A 19,861-nucleotide genomic window follows, 5' to 3' on the forward strand; every position below is an offset into this window, starting at 1 on the left:
GCCGGTCAGAACAAAACCGAACCCAAGGAAAGCCGCCAACTCAAGGCGTTCTGCCCCTTGCGTTCTTTCATTGGAGAAAGCCATGATCCGCATCGATGACAGGCTCTACGACGAGGCCTATTTCAACGAACAATCGGCACGGCTGGCCGCGGAGATCGGCCTTGGTGATCGCGACACCGGCCGCTACGCGGTGTGCTTTTCGGAGACGGTCGATTGGCTATCGCTGTTCTTCGCCATCCGCAACGCGGGCGCAAGTGTGCTGCCGATCCATCCGGGAACGCCCTATCCGGCGGCCCGCAAGCTGGCGCTCGGCGCCGGCTGCGATCGCCTGTTTTACAACAGCCTGACGGCGGAGGTGCTTGAGGTACCCGAGGCACCCTCGACTGAGGGAACGCTGCTGCAGATGAGTTCCGGCACGACAGGCGCGCCGAAATGCATTGCACGCAGCTGGCAAGCGATCGACGTCGAAATCGAGAGCTATGTCGCCACCTTCCGTGCGCCGGAGGAGATGACACCGGTCATTGCCTGCCCGACCACCCATTCCTACGGCCTGATCTGCGGCATCCTGGTGGCGCTGAAGCGGGGCCAGACACCGGTTATCGTCAACACCGCCAATCCGAAATACCTGCAGAAGGTGTTGCGTGAGACCGAGCGGCCGCTGCTCTATTCCTCCCCGGCGATCCTGCACACGCTGGCGCGGCTTCTGCCTCAAGGCGAACAGATCCACGCGACAATGACCTCCGGCACGCTGTTGCCCGACCCGTGGTTTGCCGATATCCGCGCCAAGAGCCGGTACATGTTCCAGCAATATGGTTGCTCTGAATCCGGCTGCATCGCCATCAACCCGAATGTCACTGCCGCTGGCGACATGGGTTTCGTCTTGCCGCATCTGATCGCCGCGACCGGCAGCAGCGCCGAGGATGCCGGCGAGATCGTCGTCACCAATGCTGCGGGCGCCGCCATCCAAACGCGGGACCTCGGCTATCGCCGTGCCGACGGCATGCTGGTTTTCGTCTCGCGCATGGATGACATGATCAATGTCTCCGGCCTCAACGTCTATCCGAAGGACGTAGAGGACGCGGCCATGGCGATGCCTGCCATCACCGATGCGGTTGCCTTCCGCAAGTCCGACCGGTTTGCGGGCGAGCGCGTCGCTCTCCTCTTCAGTGCCGAGGCGCCGGTGGCGCCGCAGGCGGTGCGCGAATGGTTGAGCCGTCATCTCGCCGGCCACCAGCTGCCGATGGAAATCCTGCAGGTCGACGCCGTGCCCCGTCAGGCCAACGGCAAGATCAGCCGCCGCGACGTCGCGGCTCGTCACGTGGCCGGCGAATTCAACAAGCCGATCGTAGGAGCCGCATCATGACGGAAAACGAAATCTTCTCAGCGATTAAGACCGTTCTCGTCGAAAAGATGGCGCATGGACACACGGAGGGCCTCGGCCTTGATGCCCGTCTCAACGAGGATCTCTATCTCGATTCCGTTTTGATCCTCGAGATCTTCCTTAACCTGGAGCTCGAATACGGGCTTTCGGTGCCGGAAGAGGCGATCGCCAAACAGGACGTCGAGACCGTTGCCGATCTCGTCGCGCTCTACCAGCCCAAGCCGACGGCTGCCATCGTACCGGCTTTCCCGCTGACCGGTGGCAGCAGCGACGAGGGCGTGCACGGCGAAGCCTATTACGACATCAAGGTCCATTGCTTCGTTAGCTGCGTCTCGGATGGCCTGAAACGCCGGGGTCTGGACCAGCGGCCGTTCTATTTCGGTGTCTGGGATGCGAAGTTCGCGATCAGCGACCAGTTCGAGCTGCTCTACCATGCGCCCGATATCACGCAGGAGTTCTTCCGCAGCTGGTTCGAACGGCTCTACGGCGTCTCCGTCGTCGAGTGGTACGACCCCGAACGGACGAAGCGCGACAATCTCGATGTCCTGCTCGAACTGCTCAAGTCCCGCAGCGACACCGGCTCCGTCATGGTCATGCTCGACATGTTCCACCTGCCGGAGCGCGAGAACAAGTTCAACCAGAACCCGTTCCCGCACTATCTGATGCTGCAGGAAACGGCCGACCCCGGAACCTGGTTCGTGCACGATCCCGACTATCGCTGGGAAGGTGATATCGCCAGGGACAAGGTCATCCACGCCATCATGCAGCCGACGGTCGGCGGCGGCTACGTCTTTGACAATGCCGAGGCGCGCGCCCCCTTTGCCGAGGATCTGAAGGCCTATTTCGAGGCCTGCTTCGTCAGGGACAGAAATCCGCTTGTCGATGCCGTCCGTGCAATCGTTGCTGCGCATCTTGAAGAGAAGGACGGCCTTGCGCTTGCCGATCTTAGCGCCGCTATCCGCGAACTGCCGGTCATCACCATCCGGAAATACGCCTATGAACACGGCTTCGCTTTCTATTGGCGGGCGTTGAAGCTGCCGGCAGCGGAGTTCGAAGTCTGGTGCGGGGAAATCGAAGCGCTGGTCCAGGCGCTGAAGACCCTGCACTACGCCGTGATGAAGCTCGCACAGACGGGTGATCGCCTTTTGGCCCACACGGTGTTCGAACGCCTCGACGAGGCGGACCGGCTGGAAACCAAGCTGAAGGCGAAGCTCGCCGAGGTCTTCGATCTCTGGTGCGCGCGCACCGGTCTTGAGGAAACGTTCCCCTTGAAGAGAGTTGCACGATGAGAGTTTCGCTCTGCACGATCACCTTCCGGCATCACCTCATTTCGCTCGACGAGATCGCCGCCTGGGCTGAGGCCAACGATTTCCAGGGCATCGAGCTCTGGGGCGCACATGCACGCAACTTGGCGCCGCGGTCGGATCGCAATGCCGAATGGCTCGACGGTTACGGCCTGTCGGTGCCGATGATCAGCGACTACCTGCCGCTCGATGGCGAGGTGGAGACGTTGCGACACAAGACGGTGGAGCTTTGCCGGCTTGCGCGCCGATGGCGGACCCGCAAGATCCGCACTTTTGCCGGAAGTGCGGGCAGCCTCGACGTAGATGCGGACGAACGCCAGCGCATCGTCGATCGGCTGAAGGAGATCTGCACGATTACCGCCAGCTACGGCATTCACCTGCTTGCGGAGACGCATCCGAAGACGCTCGCCGATACCGCCGCCTCGACCACCCGGCTGATCGAGGAGGTCGACCACCCCTATTTCGGGATCAACTTCGATACGCTGCACGTCTGGGAAGGCGGCGACGATCCGGTCGCGGTTCACCGGGCGATGAAGCCGCACATTCGACACTACCATCTCAAGAATATCCGCGACCGAGCCGACCTCACGGTCTTCGAGCCGGCCAACGTCTACGCCGCCGCCGGCAGCAGGCGCGGCATGACGCCGCTGTTCGAAGGCAGCGTCGACTACGACCGCTTCCTTGCGGAAATCGCCGGCGATCCGCAGGCTGACGCGTCGCTCGAATGGTTCGGCAACGATTGCGTGGAAACCTTGCGCCGTGACCGCAAGCAGGTCCGCCAGGTGATCGAAGGAACCGAACCCACCCGCCGGGCCGCTAACCTCTAGGCTGGTGTCGAACGCGCTGCCCCATGCGCATCGCCGCATGGGGCAATCCGTTTGAGCGCTATTTCGGCTGCAATCTGTAGATCTCGGTCTCTTCGGTTCGCCCGGCAAGGCAATGTTTGCCGAGCTGGACGAGATCGGAGCGATCCCCGACCACAAGCTCGAAAGTCTCGCCGCTCAAAAGGATCATCACCTCTTCTCCGGGCGCGACGGATTTGCCGAGCTGCTCCAGCCGGTTGCAGGCGTTCACGGTGTCGCCGACAATCGTATAGGCCGACCGCCCGGTCATGCCGATGTTACCGGCGACGACCGGCCCGGAATGGATGCCGATGCGCACCCGGAGGGGCGGAAGGCCCTGCCGGCGTCGCGCGGCGTTGTCGTCGGCAACCGCCTGAGATATCGCGCGTGCAGCGCGGATGGCGCGATCGGCGTGGTCCTTCTGCGCGTCGGGTGCGCCCCAGAAGGCCATGACACAATCACCGATGAACTTGTCGATTGTTCCGCCTTCGGCCTGGATGCAGTTGCCGAGCAGGTCGAAATGGCTGTTGAGAAGCGCTGCGACGTCGCCGGCACTGGTCTTTTCGGCCGTTCTGGTGAAATCGACAACATCCGTGAACATGATGGTGACGACCCGTTGGGTCGATGCCAGGTCTTCGCTGGCGATCAGGTGGCGCACGAGCTTCTTCGGCACATAGGTTTCGAGCCAGCGCAGTCCGGTCAGCATGGTGTTGTAGGCCCGGGCCTGCTCGTCGAGTTCGGTAAACAGGCTGCCGGGCAAAGGCTGGAGCGCAGCAAAATCGAGCCTGCCGACGGCGCGGACTTCGCGCGCCATGCTTGCGACCGGCCGGACGATCATGCGACTGACGATCAGCGCGATGACGATGGCGGCGACGAGCACCGCGAGACCGGCAATGCCGGCGCGGATGAGATCCGAGATCGGCTCTTCCAGCATTTCGATCGGAACTTCGACACCGACGGTGAGAGGGGCTGGCGCGTAGCCGCCGAGCTTGCGAGTGAGAATGACGCGACCGGCGTTTTCGAGCTGGACGACACGCACTTCAAGCGCCGAATCGTCGACAGTTTCCGGTTTTTCTTCCCACAGCTTGGCGAGGAACGGGTCGCCAAGCTCGCTCAGTTGCGGCAGCCGGTGCTCGGCCGACAAAAGCGGATGACCCGCTGCCATCAGCGGGTGGGCGAGCACCTGGTTGTGGCCGTAGAGGACGAAGGGTGTCGTGCCGGGATTGGAAACGGCGATTTCGCGCAGATATTCCGAGATCGCATCGACCGTGATCGTAGCGCGGAACACACCTGCAAATTCGCCGTCCACCGTTGCCGGTTGCCTGAGGTTTGCCACCGAGGTGCGGATGGCCGGGTCGGGCACGAAATAGACCGGCCCCCAATGGGCTTGCCCGCTGCGGCGCGCTTCCTCGATCTCCGAGCGCTCGTCGTCGGTCTGGACGGTCTCCGCGAAGGAAAAGACGCCCTTCTTCCCCTGGGTCACGCCGAAGACCTCGCCCTTGGGGGTGACGAAGGAGAGCACCCGAACCTGCGGCGTTGCCGCGAGGGCTCCCGACATCACACGCTCCAGCGCCAGCGGATCGGCCGGATCGAGGCGTCCGGCGGCCACTTCACGCGCAAGATAGGCGAGCTGGTCCTCAACCGGCGTGAAACGGCTGCCGATCCGCGTCTGGACCGCGTCCAGTCCGAGACGGGCCGTCTTGGCCAGGAGATCGCGCGTCGTTCCCGCCGACATGTACCAGACGACGGAGAGGATGACGGCGGCGGTCAATGCCACAAGCCCGGCCATCACGATGGCGAGTGTCCGCGACAGGCGTATGGTTCGGTTCTTTGTGCCGGCCTCAGCCGTCTTGGTTATCTGCAAAAACATGCCTCAGGTTGCTGCGATTTCGCGCATTGGGCGGGAGAACCGCAAGGAATGCACCGTCTTCTAGCCTTTTGGGGCTTTTTTCCAACCACGAGCCGCGGTTTTCGGGTCTGCGTCAATCTGCCTCTTGCAGCCGCTTGCTGATCGGGGCGAATTCCGGCGTCGCCTTGCGCGGCGTCGTGTCGCGCTCGTTGGCCTCCATCTGCTGCCAGTATTTCCACCCGACCTTCTTCGATCCGAGCTCGTAGTCCATTCCGTCCCAGGCATCTTCGCGGAAGCTGTAGAACGCCCAGTGCAGGTCATCCTTGTCGAGTGCGGTGAGCACGTCCTCAAGATAGGTCTTGCAGCCGGACCAGAGGCGCATGCAGCCGAACTCACCGGCGACGAGGCGGTTGGGCGGCACGCCCTTGTCCTTAGCCCATTGCACCGGCGCTGAGAGATAGCTTTCGACCCGCGCCCTGTCCCAGGTCTCCTCGCCTTCGCCGAAGGGCACCTTGCCGGGATAGGCGTAGGGCTTGTCGCGTTTCATGTTGGGCGCGCTTGTCGCCGCATAGGGCTCGTACATGTGGAAGCTGTAGAGCACCTTCTGGTCGGCAAGGCCCGACGGCCAATAGGAAAAGGCATCGGCGGCCGCATACCAGCCGGCATCCGCCATGATGGGGGTTGCCGGATCGACCTCGCGAATGGCGGCAATAACGGTTTCGTAGAACGCCTTGAGGTCAGAAGCGCTGCCTGTCTTCGTTTCGTACCAGGCCCGCATCGTTGCCGGATCGGCGTGTTCGGCAAGGCCGTTGTTCTTCTCAGGCGCGGGCTCGTTGACGATGTTGTAGGCGGCGACTGCGGGATGATCCTTCAGTTCACGCGCGAGGTCCCGCCAGAAGCTGGCGGCCTGGCCCCACCAAACCTTGTCGCGCCAGAGCCGTCCGTCGAACTTGTTGCCGTTGTTCTGGGCCCAGCGCATGCCGGGCAGCGACAGCGGCGCGATCACGACCTTGAGACCCGCCTTGTCCGCCCGGTCGAGTGTTGCCTTGAGGGTCTTCAGATCGGCTGCGGGAATGCCTTCGTATTGGTCGGCGTCGCCGATCAGATAATCGCGCTTGGCCGGCTTCCACTTGTCGTAGGAGAGGCGCACCCAGGTCGCGCCGTATCCGGCAAGCGCCTCGAAATAGGCCTCGTCCGGCGGCAGCCGGTTGAAACTGTTGCCGCCATGCTGCGGTGTGTCCCAGAAGGTAATCAGATCGGCGGCCGTGGCCGGGCCGGCGAGGCTTAAGGCGAGAAAGGTGGAGGCAATCAGACGCATACGATCAGGTCCTTCGGGCACTGGTTAGGCGCGCTAACCTACTGGCGCAACGTCTCGCCGATGTTCCCGAGGGAACAATCGCCGATTTTTACCGGATCGGGAGCCCGCCTTGTCCCGTTCGCAATGCTTCAGGATCCCGTGCTTCTGACGAAGTCGACGAAGGCGCGCAGTGCTGCCGGCATCTGCCGGCGGCTCGGATAGTAGAGATAGAGGCCGCTGTAGTAGGGACACCAGTCCTCAAGCACCCGGACAAGCTTTCCCTCATTGATCAGCTGCCGCACCTGTTCCTCGAAGGTGAAAGCCACGCCGGCGCCGAGAAGCGCGGCTTCAACCATCATGTCCTGATCATCGACGATCAGTGCACTGTTCATCTCGACATGCAGTTCCACGCCGCCGCGCTCGAACTCCCAGGCATAGAGCCGGCCGCTGCCGAAGCGCAGCCCGACGGAAGGAAGCGCCTTCAGATGCTCAGGCGTCGTGGGCTTGGGATGGCGCTCGAAGTACGAAGGCGTTGCCACGATCGCGGTGCGTTGGCGCGGCCCGATCGGAATGGCGATCATGTCCTGCGCGATGACCTCGCCAAACCGCACGCCGGCATCGAAGCCTTCAGACACCATGTCGACGAGATCATTGTCGACGACGATCTCGATGCTGATCTTCGGGTGCTTCTCCAGAAAACGTGCGGCCAGAGGCAACAGCACCATCTTCGCGGAAGCCCGCGCCGCGTTGAATTTCAGCCGCCCTGCCGGCGTTCCCCGGAAGTTGTTGAGGTCGTCGAGCGCGTCTTCGATATCGCGAAAGGCCGGCGCGACGCGGGCAAGCAGCAGTTCACCGGCTTCCGTCAGCGCAACACTGCGCGTCGTGCGGTTGAAGAGCCTGAGGTCAAGGCGTTCCTCCAGCGCCTTCAGTGCGTGGCTGAGCGCCGATGGCGTGCAGCCGAGTTCATCGGCGGCGCGGCGGAAGCTGCGGTGGCGGGCAAGCGCCAGGAAGGAGGAGAGGTCGGATGGCGATACGGTTCTCATTGTTGAATGGTATTCATCAACTCAAGGAGAATCCAGTCGATTATCTCATCGGACGATGCGGGGTAGAACCTTCTCAGCCGCTGATGAAGGAGCGGAGAAACCAGACAGGAGGTTCACATGCATACATGGTTCGTTACCGGGGCATCCCGTGGATTTGGTGCCCTCATCGTTGAAAAGGCGCTTGCCAAGGGCGATCAGGTGGTCGCGACGGCGCGCAATCCGAAGGCGGTCGTTGATCGTTTCGGTGAACAGCCCAACCTGCTCGCCGTCGCGCTCGATGTGACGGACGAAGCGCAGGCCCATCAGGCCGTCGGCGAGGCCATTGCCCGGTTCGGGCGCGTCGATATCCTCGTCAACAATGCCGGCTATGGCCTGCTCGGAGCGGTCGAAGAGGCAAGCGGCGCCGAGATCGAAGCGCTCTACCGCACCAACGTCTTCGGCCTGCTCGCCGTCACCCGCGCGGTGCTGCCGCATATGCGCCGCCAACGCTCCGGACGGATCCTGAACTTTTCTTCGATCGGCGGCTACCGCAGCGGTCCCGGCTTCGGCGTCTACTGCTCGACGAAGTTCGCGGTCGAAGGCTTGACCGAGGCGCTTGCGGCCGAGCTCGCTCCGCTCGGGATCCATGCCACCGCGATCGAACCCGGCTACTTCCGCACCGACTTTCTCGACTCGACCTCGCTCGGCGTCAGCCCGATCGAGATTGACGATTACGCCGAAACGGCCGGGGTGGTTCGCAGCAAGGCGAAGGAAATCAGCCACAACCAGCCGGGCAACCCCGACAGTCTGGCAGAAGTGCTGATCGCGTTCGTTGACGCAGAAAATCCGCCGGTCCGGTTGCCGCTCGGCAGCGACACGGTCGCAGCGATCGAGGCCAAGCACGCCGAGGATGCTGAACTCCTGACAAAATGGCGCGCCGTATCGGTTTCGACTGATTTCTGACCGGACGCATGAGTGTGGCGGAGCGGCCCCGAGCCGCTCCACCGAAAACTCAGATACCCGCAACGCCGCCGCTCCCGCACGTTTGAAGGCAGACCAAGACTTTTCAAGAGGAAGGAGACGAAAATGACGAACTTTGGAACGTTTCTTGCGACCGCCGCGCTCACCTTATCACTTGCAACCATGGTGCCGCCGGCGCAAGCAGAAACCACCCCGGACGAGGCTGGCAACAAGGCCGCCGTCGAACGCGCCTTCGATGCCTGGGCGGCCGGGACGGGCGGACCCTACGATCTGCTCGCCGATGATGCGAACTGGACCATTACCGGAAACTCCGCCGCGTCGAAGACCTATCCCAGCCGCGAAGCCTTCATGCGCGAGGTCATCCGGCCCTTCAATGCGCGCATGAGCACCGGCCTGAAGCCGAAGATCCGCAACATCTATGCGGAGGGCGCGACCGTAGTCGTCTTCTTCGATGCGAGCGGCATCGCGCGGGACGGCATACCCTATGCCAACACCTATGCCTGGTTCCTCGATCTGAAGGAGGGCAAAGTCACCAAGGCGTCCGCCTTCTTCGACAGCATCGCCTTCAACGATCTGTGGAGCCGCGTTCAGCCCGCCCGCTAGTCGACCGGGCGTTGTGCTGGCCTAGCGATTGTTCCGTACCTGCTTCCTAGCACACGCACATGGAAAGGCCCCGCCGCCAGGCGGGGCCTTTCCATGTGACTGCGATCTATAATGAACCGCCTCCAGCGGTTGCCTCAGCGGCTTGGGCGCCATGCGGTTCGGCCGCGACCACTGCTCCCATTACAGGTCGCTGCAACGGTCCGTCAGCTGTTTCGACCGTTCGATGCCAGCCGCAACCCGGCGGCACGCCCGCCGCTTGGCACCACGACGATCTGCTTGACCTTGCCCTGCTTGAAGGCGGTGAGGAAACGCGGATAGTCTGCAAAGGCGACGCAGCCATGGGATTCCGCGCGCTTGCCGCGCAAAAGGTAGCTATGGGTCAGGAACCCGTCACGGCCGTGCTTGTTCTTGCCGTCGACCGGCAGCATGCGGATCGCCTCGACCCCATGGAAGCGCGTTTCGCGCATCCTGAGATTGTAGGTGTGTGGCGGGGTTGGCCCGGTCATCTTCACATTCACATAGCGGGGGTTGTCCGCCATCTTGCCGATACCGGAATGGGCCTCGAGCACGCTGCCGTCGGGCATATAGACCTTGGCGGCGGTGATGTCGTAGACGGCGACGCCATTGCCTGCCTTGGCTCCACCACCAAACACGTTGCGCAGGGCCTGCCCGAAGCCGGTGCCGGAGCTGTTCTCCGTCGGGTCCGGTCGCGCATAAGCGAGCTTCTGCTGTTTCGGCACTTCGCGTTCGGCCGGCTTCTGGGTCTCGCCGTCCTTCGTCGCCGCGGCCTCTTGCGGCTGGCCGAGGTTGGGCTTTTCCGTTTCTCCAGCCACAGGTTTCTTCGCCTGTTCACCGGCTGGCCGGGACTGCGGCAGCGGTCCGGCGGACGGGGTGTCCTCGTAGTCAGGCAGGGCGGCAGTGTCGTCGTCCGCGTCCACGTCCGGATCCGGTGATACTGCGACTTCGTCCTCGTCCGGCGCGGTCATCACCGCCGAAAACGCGGCGCCGGTCGCACCGCTCTGTGCGGGTGTGGCATAGGCGAGCACGGTCGCGGGCTTGTCGGCCGAGACGGCCGGCAGCGGCCCGAACCGTTCGGGGGCGGGCATCTCGATCTTCGCCGACAGGCCATGCGTTACGGCGGGGGTGGAGCGTTCAGCATTGCCGGCCAGCGTCTGCGGTGCCAGCAGGGTCTTCGTCACGCCAGCCTCGATGTGTTCCGTCTTGGCGGACGGCACGGCATTGCCAGCAACTTCGACGCTGCGGGCGGTTTTCGCATAGACGGGCGCGAGGCTTGCAAGTTCGACGGGCTTCGCCGTGGCGGCGATCAGCTTCGACGCCTGGCTGACGCGCGCGTGCTTCTCCCACGCACGATCCTTTACCCTGTCGGCCAGATGGAGCTGCGGCTTCGGCAGCAACAGGCCCGAGCCATGGGCGGAACTGCCCATCGCAACCATACCAACCAGCGACCATGCGGCCGCACCGACAAGGGCGGTGCCGCAGCAAGTAATCAGCAATGGACGCAACAGACGGTGCAAAGACTGTGAACGAACGATCTTACTCAACGATGATTTCAAGCCAACAGATCACACAGGTGCCCTCCGGCCGGCGAGCGACCGCCTCTGCGCGACTTCTGGATTGTCCCCTTCTTGACGACGGATTGAGAAAGGATGGACAAGTATGGTTAAATTTTGCTTTCCACCGGCGGAAATAGATCGAAATGCGCTTTTTTTGCCTCGATCTGGCCCCGATCGGGACCGCTGGATGAGCGGCGCGAACCGTCAGCCCACTTTGGGTTGTCTCCGGTCTGCCGCCGACCGTCCTCGAAGAGGTGCTCGCGCGCCCGCCGAAATCGACATTTTTCGGCGAGCGCCCGGCGATCCAAATGTGCATCCGAGTTCAGTTCAGCAGGCGGACCAGGGCAAGCGCGACCCCCGGGGATATCGTCACGATGCAGAGCCTGATCAGGTCGGCAATCACGAAGGGCATCACGCCCCGATAGGTCTGGACGATCGGGACGTCGGCGGCCAGCTTGTTGATGATGAAGACGTTGAGCCCGATCGGTGGGGCGGAGAGGCCGATACCGACGACGATGAGCACGAGAATGCCGAACCAGATAGCGACATCGTCCGTCGGCATTCCGAGATCAAGCGTCAGCACGATCGGGATGAAGACCGGAAGGGTTAGCAGGATCATCGCCAGTTCATCCATGACGGCACCGAGCACGAGATAGATGATAAGCATGCCGCAGATGATGGCATAGGGCGGAAGGCCCGATTGTCCGATCATCGAAGCGAGCGTTGTCGGCATCTGGGTCAGCGCCAGAAACGCGCCAAAAACCTCTGCGCCCAGCAGGATCAAAAAGATCATGCCGCTGGTTTCGGCCGTCTGCAGCAAGGCATTTTTTAGGGCTGTGAAGCTCAGCGTTCTTTGCAGGAGGCCGATCGCCAGTGTTACGGCAGCACCGACCGCAGCGCCTTCTGTCGGCGTGAACACCTCGCCGTAGATCCCGCCGACAACCGTGACCGCAACGGCCGCGGCTGGAACGACAGCGAAATCTGCGGCGAGCAGTAGCAAGCCGAAGACAGACAACAGCGCCACGCCGACGGTCCCGAGCGAGCCAAGCAGCCAAGCGGCGATGCTGCCAACGAGGATGGTCAGTCCGAGCGGCCTTGCCCAGACCGGGCGGGCTGCCTTTACGACGTCGGCCGCGGTGACTGGTGGTGCGAGGTCGGGGTTGCGGCGCACGACCACGGCGATTGCGATCAGATAGAAGGCGGCCGCGAGCAGACCCGGCACCAGGGCGGCCTGGAACAGCTTGGCGATGTTCTGCTCGGCCGTGATGGCGTAGATCACCAGGATGACCGATGGCGGAATGAGAATGCCGAGTGTGCCGCCTGCAGCGATCGTCGCGGTGCCAAGCCCGGCGTCGACCCGTGCCCGGCGCAGTTCCGGCAGTGCGGCGCGCCCGAACGTCGCGGTGGTCGCCACCGACGAACCGCAGATCGCTCCGAAGCCGGTGCAAGCGGCAATCACCGCCATCGGCATGCCGCCCCGGAACCGTCCGAGCCGCCGCTCTGCCACCCGGAACATGGTTGCGGCGATGCCCGATTGTTCGGCCAGCGCACCCATCAGGATGAAGAGCGGGATGACGGACAGCGTATAGCTTGCAAACTGGCTGTAGGTGTTGGTCTGCAAATAATAGATCAGGGCATGCGGCCCTGAGAGATAGGCATAGCCGGCAGCGCCGACCGCGAGCATGGCGAGCGCAATCGGCATCCGGATGGCGATCAGCGCCAACATGGCCGCAAAGCCGAGGCAGGCAATAGCAAAACCGCTCATCGGCTGGCTCCGATCTTGAAGACGGCAACGGACAGCCCGATGATCGCAGCGAGTGCGGCGAGGACTGCACAGATCAGGTAGACCGGCCAGATGGGCCAGGGCAGCTGGATAAGCGTCGTTCCGTATTGTCGCGCCTCCAGTCCACCGGTGAAGAGGCCCCAGGCAAAGAAGGCGAGGCAAGCGCCGAGAAGCAGGTCCCAGGTGCCGTCGATGACCCGCGTGACCCTTTTTGGAAGGGCAAGGGTGAACGTATCGACGGCAATATGTCCGCTGCGCGCCTGCGCATAGCCGAGAAAGGAGAAGGCCGCGACACCGACGGCGACCTCCACCATCTCGTAGTCTGCAGGCACCGGCCGGTTGAAAAGCCAGCGGCCGAAGACGCTGGCTGTCACCAATCCGGCCGCAAGGCACAGCAGCGTACCGCCGATCAGCGCAAGGCCGGCCGCAAGCCGCTCAATTTCACGGCGTCGCGGCACATCGGCCGCCTCTGCACCTGTTACGTCGTCCATCATCTTGGCCTCAAGTTCTTGAAGTGACCGATGGCGCCAAAGTCAGGCGCACGGGAGCGTCCGCTCCAAGTGGTACCACCAGAAGCGGAGGGATGCTCGAGTTGCGAAGCGTCCTCGTGCGTACATTCGAACGCACGGCACTCCGTGCAGGCGGTGCCGCTCAGGCGTTCGAGTATTTTTGAACAAGCGCCTTTGCTGCTTCAATCAATGCCTTGCCATCAATGTCCTTGGCCTTCATGTCTTCGATCCACTTGTCGTGCACGGGACTGGTCGCGGCCAACCATTTTGCCTTCTCGTCATCGCTGATCGCGCTGATCGTGCCTTTGCCGGAGGCCTCGATCGCCGCCCGCACTTCGGCGCCGACGCTGTCCCACATCTCGCCCGCCTTCCTGGCGAAGGCCATGCCGCTGTTGGCGTCCAGCACCGCCTTCAGGTCGGCTGGCAGCCCATCGTACTTGCCCTTGTTCATCGCCAGGAAGAAGGTGGCGGTGTAGAGCGTCGGTGAGCCCGGGATTTCGGTGTGGAACTTGGTAAGCTCGTTGACCTTGATCGAAGGCACGACTTCCCATGGGATGACGCAGCCATCGATCGAGCGCTGCGCCAGTGCTTCGGGCACCTGGGGCACCGGCATGCCGACCGGGGTCGCGCCCAGCGCGGCCAGGGCCTCACCGGCAAGGCGCGTCGGATTGCGAAGCTTCAGACCGGCCAGATCGGCGGCGGTCTTGATCTCCTTGTTGGTATGGATCAGGCCCTGGTCGTGCGCCCAGAAGCACAGGAGCTGGGTGCCGCCGGCTTCCTTCACAACGTGCGTCTGGCCATATTCCTGGCAGGCCTGGGCGTTGATGATGGCCTCTTTCGCCGCAATGAAAGGCAGCTCGAACACTTCGGTTGAGGGGAAACGACCCGGCGTGTTGCCGGGCAGGGTCCAGACGATGTCAACGACACCATTGGCCGCTTGATCGTAGAGCTGCGGCGGCTTGCCGCCGAGCTGCATGGCGGGAAAGATATCGACCTTGAGTGCGCCGTTGCTCTGCTCTTCGAGCGTTTTCGCCCAGGGCATCAGGAGCCGCTGGTGGACGTTGGACGCCGGCGGCAGGAAGTGGTGCAGCTTCAGCGTCACGACGCTCTGGGCGCGCGCAGCACCCGTTCCGAGTATCAACGGGGCCGCAAGCATTGCGCCGCCGGTCTTCATCAAGCTCCGTCTGCTCAGTATCATAGGTCCCTCCCAATTGACCCATTTCTCCCAAGGGGATCGAGCCGCGTCCGGTAAGCATTCGGATGCACCATCGCGGCCCTCTCCTCAGATGGCAGCGTCAATGCCGATCTCCTCGACCGCTTGTACCCTCCGTCCGTTCCCTTGAGGAACGCTCAATCCATTAACATGTTAAGTTTATTTTGAGCCGCCTGTCAAGCGACGCTCGCGCGATCAATCGGCGTCGATTGCCGTGTCGGACGCCAAACGGTTTTAAGCCGATGATGGCAGCTGAAACGCATCGTTGCTGCAAGCGCGGGGCTTGCGGGTAGGGACGTCTCCCAAGTGGCGATCGGCGCGGTGGCCTCCAAAAAAGTGCGGCTTTGCGGCGACCCTTCGATCACCGCAAAGCCGCTTGGAAGTGGCGCGTGGCGTCAGTCGGAGAGCGCGCCTGCCGCCTTTTCGATCAGGTCGGCTACAGCTGTCGGCTGCGACATGAACACCGCATGGCTCGCCTTGACCTCGACCGGCTCGCTGCCGGCACGCTTGGCCATCGTCCGCATCAAATCGGGATGGATGGCGCGGTCGTCGGTTGCGATCAGCGCCCAGCTCTTCTTGTCCTTCCAGGCGGGGGCGGTGATCTTCGTCTCGAAGGCGGCCTTGGCCGGGAACACCTGCGAATGTGCCATGAATCGGGCTTCTCCTTCAGGCACGTCGGCGGCGAAGTCTGCGGCATAGACCTTCGGGTCGAGATAGAGATATTCGTCCTTGGTGGCCGCTATGCCCTTGGTGGCTGGTGGCGTGCGGGCGGCGAGATCGAGCAGGGTCTCGCCTTGATCCGGCTGGAAGGCTGCGACATAGACGAGGCCTGCTACGTTGTCGGCAGTTCCCGCCTCGGTTACCACCATGCCGCCATAGCTGTGGCCGACGAGAACAGAGGGGCCATCCTGCAGATCGAGGATGCGTTTGGTCGCTGCGACGTCATCCCCAAGCGAGGTCATCGGCGGCTGGACGATGGTCACGTTGAAGCCTTTGGCGGTGAGCAGGTCGAAGACCTGACGCCAGCCAGAGCCGTCGGCAAGTGCCCCGTGCACGATCACGACGTTCTTGACCGGATCGGCAAGCGCCTGGCCGAGCGGGGCAGCCACCAATGCCAGGAGCGTGGCAGCCAGGATTCTTGTCTTTCGCATGTTATTCAGTCCTTGTTCTTCAGAGTGGAGTGGTTGTTCCCCTGAAAGGCGGCGTCTTCGTCCGGTGACGCTTCTGGTTTTGGAAGGCGCGTGCATCCGCTCGCCGCCGTGCCGGCGGCGCCGGGTGGTTCGTCTTCAATGGTTGAGGCAGTGATTGCGGGTCTACGGGAAGAGCAGAGCCTCTTGTCCTGCCGCAGTTCTCCGGCCGGCCGTCAGCGCCATTGCGGACGCCGCCAGCGCATTGCGGTCGATCCGGAAGTGCCGATAGAGATCGCCGATCGTGCCGGTCTGGCCGAAGTGCTCGACCCCGTGCGCAATCGTCCGGTGGCCGGCGACAGCGCCGAGCCAGGAGAGCGTCGCGGGATGTCCATCGAGCACCGTGACGATGGCGCAATGGCCGGGCAGCGGATCGAGCAGCCGCTCCGCATGGCTCCGGGCGCGTGGATTGCCGCGGGCGCGTTCGCGCTGCGCCGCCGTCCAGCCGGCGCTCAGCCGGTCGGCCGAGGTGACGGCGAGCACGCCGATGTCGCGGCGAACCTCGCCGATCGCCCCGGCGGCAGCGATTGCCTCGTCCGCAACTGCGCCCTGATAGGCAATGACGATATCGCAGTTCGGTCCCGGCTTTCTCAGCCAGTAGGCACCGTCGATTGCGCCCTGGCGGAAGTCATCGTCGATCCGCTTCAAGGGCTGCTCGAGCGGCTTGGTCGTGAGCCTGAGATAGACGGAGCCGCCGGTCTCGTCGCGCAGCCAGGTGCGTTCGTCCGGGTCATTGTCGCCGTCGCGCTGCATATAGTCGAAGGCCCATTCCATGATGACGGCAAGCTCGTCCGCGAAGGCCGGCTCGAAGGCCGCCAGCCCATCCTGGCTGATCCCGATCAGCGGCGTGCCGATCGATTGGTGCGCGCCGCCCTCCGGCGAAAGCGTCACGCCGGATGGCGTACCGACGATCATGAAGCGTGCATCCTGGTAGCAGGCATAGTTCAGCGCATCGAGGCCACGGCAGACGAACGGGTCATAGACTGTGCCGATCGGGATCAGCCTTCTTCCGAACAGCGAATGGCTGAGACCGGCAGCGCCCAAGAGCAGGAACAGGTTCATCTCGGCGATGCCAAGTTCGACATGTTGGCCTTCGGGCGTGAACTCCCATTTTGCCGTCGAGGCGATGCGATGTTCGATGAAAGCGTCGGCGAGCGGCTGGCGCGCGAAGAGCTTTCGCCGGTTTACCCAGGCGCCGAGACTGGTTGTGCCGGTCACATCGGGCGAGGTGGTGAGGATGCGTTCGGCGAGTGCGGATTTGCCCTTGGCGAGATCATCGAGGATCTTGCCGAACGCCATCTGCGTCGACACGTCGCGCTGGGTCTCAAACGCGATCGGCGGCACCTCGAGCCGGTGGTCGGCGTGGCGGCGCGTGCCTTCGGCAAAGAACGGGACCGCGGCGAGGAATGTCTTGAGCGCTTGACGATCCGCCACACCGGCGAACGGCTCCCATTCCTCGCCGGGCGCGACACCCATATGCGCCTGCCATTCGGCGAACTGGGTCGTCGTCATGAGGCCGCCGTGATTGTCCTTGTGGCCGGCAATCGGCGTGCTCCAGCCCTTGATCGTATAGGCGAGGAAGCAGGTGGGCCGGTCATGGTCGATCGCTGCGAAGGTTTCGGCCATCGTCTCGACGCAGTTGCCGCCGAGGTTTTCCATCAGCGCCGAAAGTTCGGCATCGCTGCGCCGATCGATGAGCGCCGAGACATCGCCCTGGTCGCCGAGATCATCATTGAGCCGCTTGCGCCAGACGGCACCGCCCATGAAGGTGAGTGCTGCATATTCCTGGTTGGAGCAGCGATCGATCCAGTCGCGCAGCTTGCTCCCGCCCGGTTCGGCAAAGGCGGCGCGCTGCAGCACGCCGTACTTGACCCGCACCACATCCCAGCCGAAGGCGTCGAAGACCTTTTCGACACGCTCGAACAGGCCCTCGCGGACGATGCCGTCGAGCGACTGCCGGTTATAGTCGATGATCCACCAGCAATTCCTGAGGTCGTTCTTCCAGCCTTCCTGCAGGGTCTCGTAGACATTGCCCTCGTCGAGCTCGGCGTTGCCGACGAGCGCGACCATGCGGCCGAGCTTGCCCTGGCCCCAGTCCTTGGCCCGGACGAAGTCCTGCACAATCGAGGCAAGCGCGGTGATGCCAACGCCGAGGCCGACCGAACCGGTCGAAAAATCGACGTCGTCGACATCCTTGGTCCGGCTCGGATAGCTCTGGGCGCCACCGAAGCCGCGGAAGTTCATGAGCTTTTCGCGCGTCTGCCGACCCATGAGGTACTGCATTGCATGGAACACAGGCGCCGCATGTGGCTTGACGGCGATGCGATCTTCCGGCCGGAGAGCCGAAAAATAGAGCGCCGTCATGATCGAGACGACCGAGGCGGAGCTTGCCTGGTGCCCGCCGATCTTGATGCCGTCGACCTTCGGCCGGATGTGATTGGCATGGTGGATCATCCAGTGGGAGAGCCAGAGCAGGCGTTTTTCGATGGTCTTGAGATGGTTCGTGTCGGTCATCGCCAGGTTCCGATGGAGAAGGACGAAAGGTGACAGGGGCGGACGGCGTTTCAGCCGTCCTTGTAGTAGTAGCTGTAGCCGTTGAGTGCCGGCGCGCCGCCGAGATGCGCGTAAAGAACGCGGGATCCCTCGGGGAAGAAGCCCTTGCGGGTGAGATCAATCATCCCCTGCATGGATTTGCCCTCATAGACGGGGTCGGTGATCATCGCCTCGGTGCGGGCCGCAAGCCGGATCGCCTCGTTGGTCTCTTGCGACGGTACGCCATAGGCAGGATAGGCGTAATCGGGATTGATGACGATCTCGTCTTCGCGGATGGCCCGCCCGAGGCGCACCAGTTCGGCGGTGGAATCGACGATCTTTCGGACTTGGGAGCGGGTCTGTTCAAGCGTGCCGGATGCGTCGATGCCGATCACCCGATCGGCGCGGTTTTGCGCGGCGAAGCCGACGATCATGCCGCCCTGCGTCGAGCCGGTGACGACGCAGACGACGATGTAATCGAAGGTAAAGCCGAGTTCCTTCTCCTGCGCTGCGACTTCTTCGGCAAATCCGACATAGCCGAGCGCACCGTATTTGTGCACCGAGGCGCCGGCCGGGATCGGGTAGGGCTTGCCACCGGCATCCTTCACCGACTGGATGGCATCCTCCCAGCTTTTGCGAATGCCGATGTCGAAGCCGTCGTCGACCAGCCGGCTGTCCGCCCCCATCAGCCGCGTCATCAGGATATTGCCGACGCGGTCGTAGACGGCGTCGTAGTGCGGCACCCATTTCTCCTGGATGACCACGCATTTCATGCCGATCTTCGCGGCGGTGGCAGCAACCATGCGCGTGTGGTTCGACTGCACGCCGCCAATTGAAACCAGCGTGTCGGCGCCGGACGCAATCGCGTCCGGCACGATGTATTCGAGCTTGCGGAGCTTGTTGCCGCCCATGGCGAGACCGGAATTGCAGTCGTCGCGCTTGGCGTAGATTTCGACCTTGCCGCCAAGTGCGGCCGTCAGCCGTGGCAGATGCTCGATCGGCGTCGGGCCGAAGGTGAGCGGGTAGCGTTCGAACTTTTCAAGCAGTGACATCGATCCAGGCCTCCATGTGAAAAATGTAGGCAAAGGATAGGTGAAGTCGTGTGAAAGGTGCTCTCTAATTTTCTCTTGCAATTTCATGCAGACAGATGAAATTGATAACGCTTGTCGTCTTTACTCAATTTTGGTGCCGATAAATGAAAGATTCTTCCGCAGAGGATTTTGACCGGATCGACCTTAAGATCCTGCGCGCCCTGCAATCCGAGGGGCGGCTCACGAATGCGGACCTCGCCGAGCGTGTGAACGTCAGCGCGGCCACCTGCCACAGGCGGACGCAAAGGCTGTTCGAGGAGGGTTACATCACCGGTGTTCGGGCCGAAGTCGCTCCCGCCGCCGTTGGTCTTGGTGCGCTGGTGATGGTCGGCGTCGTGCTCGATCGCTCGACGCCTGAAAGCTTTGCGGCCTTCGAGGGCGCGGTGATGGACATGAAGGAAGTACTCGACTGCAACCTTGTCGCCGGCGACTTCGACTATCTCCTGAAGATCCGCGTCCGCGATATGGCGGACTTCAACAAACTGCACGGCCAGAAGCTGATCGCGCTGCCGGGCGTGCGGCAGACCCGGACATTTTTCGTGATGAAGGAGGTCAAGGAGAACGCGCGACTGCCGTTTTGACGGACAAGCGATCGGCGGTCCTGTGACTGCCGCGAAGACGAGCGTCAACCACCTGCACCGCCTCACAGCAATTGACATGAGTCAATGCGAGGGGCCGGCCCCTGCTGTCTGT

Annotated in this window: 16 protein-coding genes; 6 read left to right on the top strand and 10 right to left on the bottom strand. The window is 63.0% G+C overall.

Going from position 1 to position 19,861, the window contains the following annotated elements:
* Positions 1-82 precede the first annotated feature (82 nt).
* Genes MKZ91_RS10015 through MKZ91_RS10025 form a run of 3 tightly spaced genes read left to right on the top strand, consistent with a single transcriptional unit; the run spans position 83 to position 3,512 of the window.
* On the top strand, positions 83-1,363 hold the full coding sequence (locus MKZ91_RS10015) for an AMP-binding protein (RefSeq protein WP_336170578.1): 1,281 nt from the start codon (positions 83-85) through the stop codon (positions 1,361-1,363).
* On the top strand, positions 1,360-2,670 hold the full coding sequence (locus MKZ91_RS10020; RefSeq protein ID WP_336170580.1) for a DUF6005 family protein: 1,311 nt from the start codon (positions 1,360-1,362) through the stop codon (positions 2,668-2,670). Before MKZ91_RS10015 ends, MKZ91_RS10020 begins: the two co-directional genes overlap by 4 nt.
* Positions 2,667-3,512 carry a sugar phosphate isomerase/epimerase family protein gene (locus MKZ91_RS10025; RefSeq protein ID WP_336170582.1) on the top strand — a complete coding sequence of 282 codons (846 nt, stop codon included), beginning with the start codon at positions 2,667-2,669 and terminating at the stop codon, positions 3,510-3,512. The genes MKZ91_RS10020 and MKZ91_RS10025 overlap by 4 nt, the downstream gene beginning before the upstream one ends.
* 58 nt (positions 3,513-3,570) lie before the next feature.
* On the opposite strand, the gene MKZ91_RS10030 is transcribed toward MKZ91_RS10025, so the two are convergent.
* From MKZ91_RS10030 to MKZ91_RS10040, 3 genes are all read right to left on the bottom strand, one after another.
* Positions 3,571-5,397, bottom strand: coding sequence for an adenylate/guanylate cyclase domain-containing protein (locus tag MKZ91_RS10030; RefSeq protein ID WP_336170584.1), 1,827 nt, complete (start codon positions 5,395-5,397; stop codon positions 3,571-3,573).
* Positions 5,398-5,509: 112 nt separating this feature from the next.
* Positions 5,510-6,694, bottom strand: a complete 1,185-nt coding sequence (locus tag MKZ91_RS10035; protein WP_336170586.1) for a glycoside hydrolase family 5 protein — start codon at positions 6,692-6,694, stop codon at positions 5,510-5,512.
* Between the two features lie 128 nt (positions 6,695-6,822).
* On the bottom strand, positions 6,823-7,716 hold the full coding sequence (locus tag MKZ91_RS10040; RefSeq protein WP_336170589.1) for a LysR family transcriptional regulator: 894 nt from the start codon (positions 7,714-7,716) through the stop codon (positions 6,823-6,825).
* Between the two features lie 117 nt (positions 7,717-7,833).
* On the opposite strand from MKZ91_RS10040, the gene MKZ91_RS10045 reads away from it, so the two are divergent.
* The gene (locus MKZ91_RS10045; protein WP_336170590.1) at positions 7,834-8,658 is read left to right on the top strand and encodes an oxidoreductase; all 825 of its coding nucleotides are present in this window, start codon (positions 7,834-7,836) and stop codon (positions 8,656-8,658) included.
* Positions 8,659-8,781: 123 nt separating this feature from the next.
* Positions 8,782-9,279, top strand: a complete 498-nt coding sequence (locus MKZ91_RS10050) for a nuclear transport factor 2 family protein (RefSeq protein ID WP_442892234.1) — start codon at positions 8,782-8,784, stop codon at positions 9,277-9,279.
* A gap of 203 nt (positions 9,280-9,482) precedes the next feature.
* Here the strand turns inward: MKZ91_RS10050 and MKZ91_RS10055 are convergent, their stop codons facing one another.
* The 7 genes from MKZ91_RS10055 to MKZ91_RS10085 all read right to left on the bottom strand — a co-directional run bounded on the left by MKZ91_RS10055 (position 9,483) and on the right by MKZ91_RS10085 (position 19,129).
* A complete protein-coding gene (locus tag MKZ91_RS10055; RefSeq protein ID WP_336170591.1) occupies positions 9,483-10,724 on the bottom strand; it encodes a DUF2778 domain-containing protein in 1,242 nt (413 codons plus the stop codon).
* A 451-nt stretch (positions 10,725-11,175) separates the two neighbouring features.
* Entirely contained in the window at positions 11,176-12,618 is a 1,443-nt protein-coding gene (locus MKZ91_RS10060) for a TRAP transporter large permease (RefSeq protein ID WP_336170593.1), read from the bottom strand.
* Positions 12,615-13,130 (bottom strand): TRAP transporter small permease, encoded by a 516-nt coding sequence (locus tag MKZ91_RS10065; protein ID WP_336170595.1) that lies wholly within the window; start codon positions 13,128-13,130, stop codon positions 12,615-12,617. The genes MKZ91_RS10060 and MKZ91_RS10065 overlap by 4 nt, the downstream gene beginning before the upstream one ends.
* 157 nt (positions 13,131-13,287) lie before the next feature.
* Positions 13,288-14,343 carry a TRAP transporter substrate-binding protein gene (locus tag MKZ91_RS10070; RefSeq protein ID WP_336170597.1) on the bottom strand — a complete coding sequence of 352 codons (1,056 nt, stop codon included), beginning with the start codon at positions 14,341-14,343 and terminating at the stop codon, positions 13,288-13,290.
* 410 nt (positions 14,344-14,753) lie between these two features.
* A complete protein-coding gene (locus MKZ91_RS10075) occupies positions 14,754-15,509 on the bottom strand; it encodes an alpha/beta fold hydrolase (protein WP_336170599.1) in 756 nt (251 codons plus the stop codon).
* A gap of 162 nt (positions 15,510-15,671) precedes the next feature.
* On the bottom strand, positions 15,672-18,059 hold the full coding sequence (locus MKZ91_RS10080) for a 1-deoxy-D-xylulose-5-phosphate synthase N-terminal domain-containing protein (protein ID WP_336170601.1): 2,388 nt from the start codon (positions 18,057-18,059) through the stop codon (positions 15,672-15,674).
* Positions 18,060-18,109: 50 nt separating this feature from the next.
* Positions 18,110-19,129 carry a 1-aminocyclopropane-1-carboxylate deaminase gene (locus MKZ91_RS10085; protein WP_336170603.1) on the bottom strand — a complete coding sequence of 340 codons (1,020 nt, stop codon included), beginning with the start codon at positions 19,127-19,129 and terminating at the stop codon, positions 18,110-18,112.
* A 143-nt stretch (positions 19,130-19,272) separates the two neighbouring features.
* Between MKZ91_RS10085 and MKZ91_RS10090 the strand changes: the two genes are divergently transcribed.
* Positions 19,273-19,749 (top strand): Lrp/AsnC family transcriptional regulator, encoded by a 477-nt coding sequence (locus tag MKZ91_RS10090; protein ID WP_336170604.1) that lies wholly within the window; start codon positions 19,273-19,275, stop codon positions 19,747-19,749.
* Positions 19,750-19,861: the final 112 nt, after the last annotated feature.

Origin of the sequence: Ensifer sp. MJa1, from assembly GCF_037026475.1 — a bacterium.
Classification (GTDB): Bacteria; Pseudomonadota; Alphaproteobacteria; order Rhizobiales; family Rhizobiaceae; genus Ensifer.

Excerpts from the sequence above, each read along its gene's own strand:
- MKZ91_RS10015 (WP_336170578.1), top strand. The coding sequence starts at position 83 with ATGATCCGCATCGATGACAGGCTCTACGACGAGGCCTATTTCAACGAA.
- MKZ91_RS10020 (WP_336170580.1), top strand. The coding sequence starts at position 1,360 with ATGACGGAAAACGAAATCTTCTCAGCGATTAAGACCGTTCTCGTCGAA.
- MKZ91_RS10025 (WP_336170582.1), top strand. The coding sequence starts at position 2,667 with ATGAGAGTTTCGCTCTGCACGATCACCTTCCGGCATCACCTCATTTCG.
- MKZ91_RS10030 (WP_336170584.1), bottom strand. The coding sequence starts at position 5,397 with ATGTTTTTGCAGATAACCAAGACGGCTGAGGCCGGCACAAAGAACCGA.
- MKZ91_RS10035 (WP_336170586.1), bottom strand. The coding sequence starts at position 6,694 with ATGCGTCTGATTGCCTCCACCTTTCTCGCCTTAAGCCTCGCCGGCCCG.
- MKZ91_RS10040 (WP_336170589.1), bottom strand. The coding sequence starts at position 7,716 with ATGAGAACCGTATCGCCATCCGACCTCTCCTCCTTCCTGGCGCTTGCC.
- MKZ91_RS10045 (WP_336170590.1), top strand. The coding sequence starts at position 7,834 with ATGCATACATGGTTCGTTACCGGGGCATCCCGTGGATTTGGTGCCCTC.
- MKZ91_RS10050 (WP_442892234.1), top strand. The coding sequence starts at position 8,782 with ATGACGAACTTTGGAACGTTTCTTGCGACCGCCGCGCTCACCTTATCA.
- MKZ91_RS10055 (WP_336170591.1), bottom strand. The coding sequence starts at position 10,724 with ATGGGCAGTTCCGCCCATGGCTCGGGCCTGTTGCTGCCGAAGCCGCAG.
- MKZ91_RS10060 (WP_336170593.1), bottom strand. The coding sequence starts at position 12,618 with ATGAGCGGTTTTGCTATTGCCTGCCTCGGCTTTGCGGCCATGTTGGCG.
- MKZ91_RS10065 (WP_336170595.1), bottom strand. The coding sequence starts at position 13,130 with ATGATGGACGACGTAACAGGTGCAGAGGCGGCCGATGTGCCGCGACGC.
- MKZ91_RS10070 (WP_336170597.1), bottom strand. The coding sequence starts at position 14,343 with ATGATACTGAGCAGACGGAGCTTGATGAAGACCGGCGGCGCAATGCTT.
- MKZ91_RS10075 (WP_336170599.1), bottom strand. The coding sequence starts at position 15,509 with ATGCGAAAGACAAGAATCCTGGCTGCCACGCTCCTGGCATTGGTGGCT.
- MKZ91_RS10080 (WP_336170601.1), bottom strand. The coding sequence starts at position 18,059 with ATGACCGACACGAACCATCTCAAGACCATCGAAAAACGCCTGCTCTGG.
- MKZ91_RS10085 (WP_336170603.1), bottom strand. The coding sequence starts at position 19,129 with ATGTCACTGCTTGAAAAGTTCGAACGCTACCCGCTCACCTTCGGCCCG.
- MKZ91_RS10090 (WP_336170604.1), top strand. The coding sequence starts at position 19,273 with ATGAAAGATTCTTCCGCAGAGGATTTTGACCGGATCGACCTTAAGATC.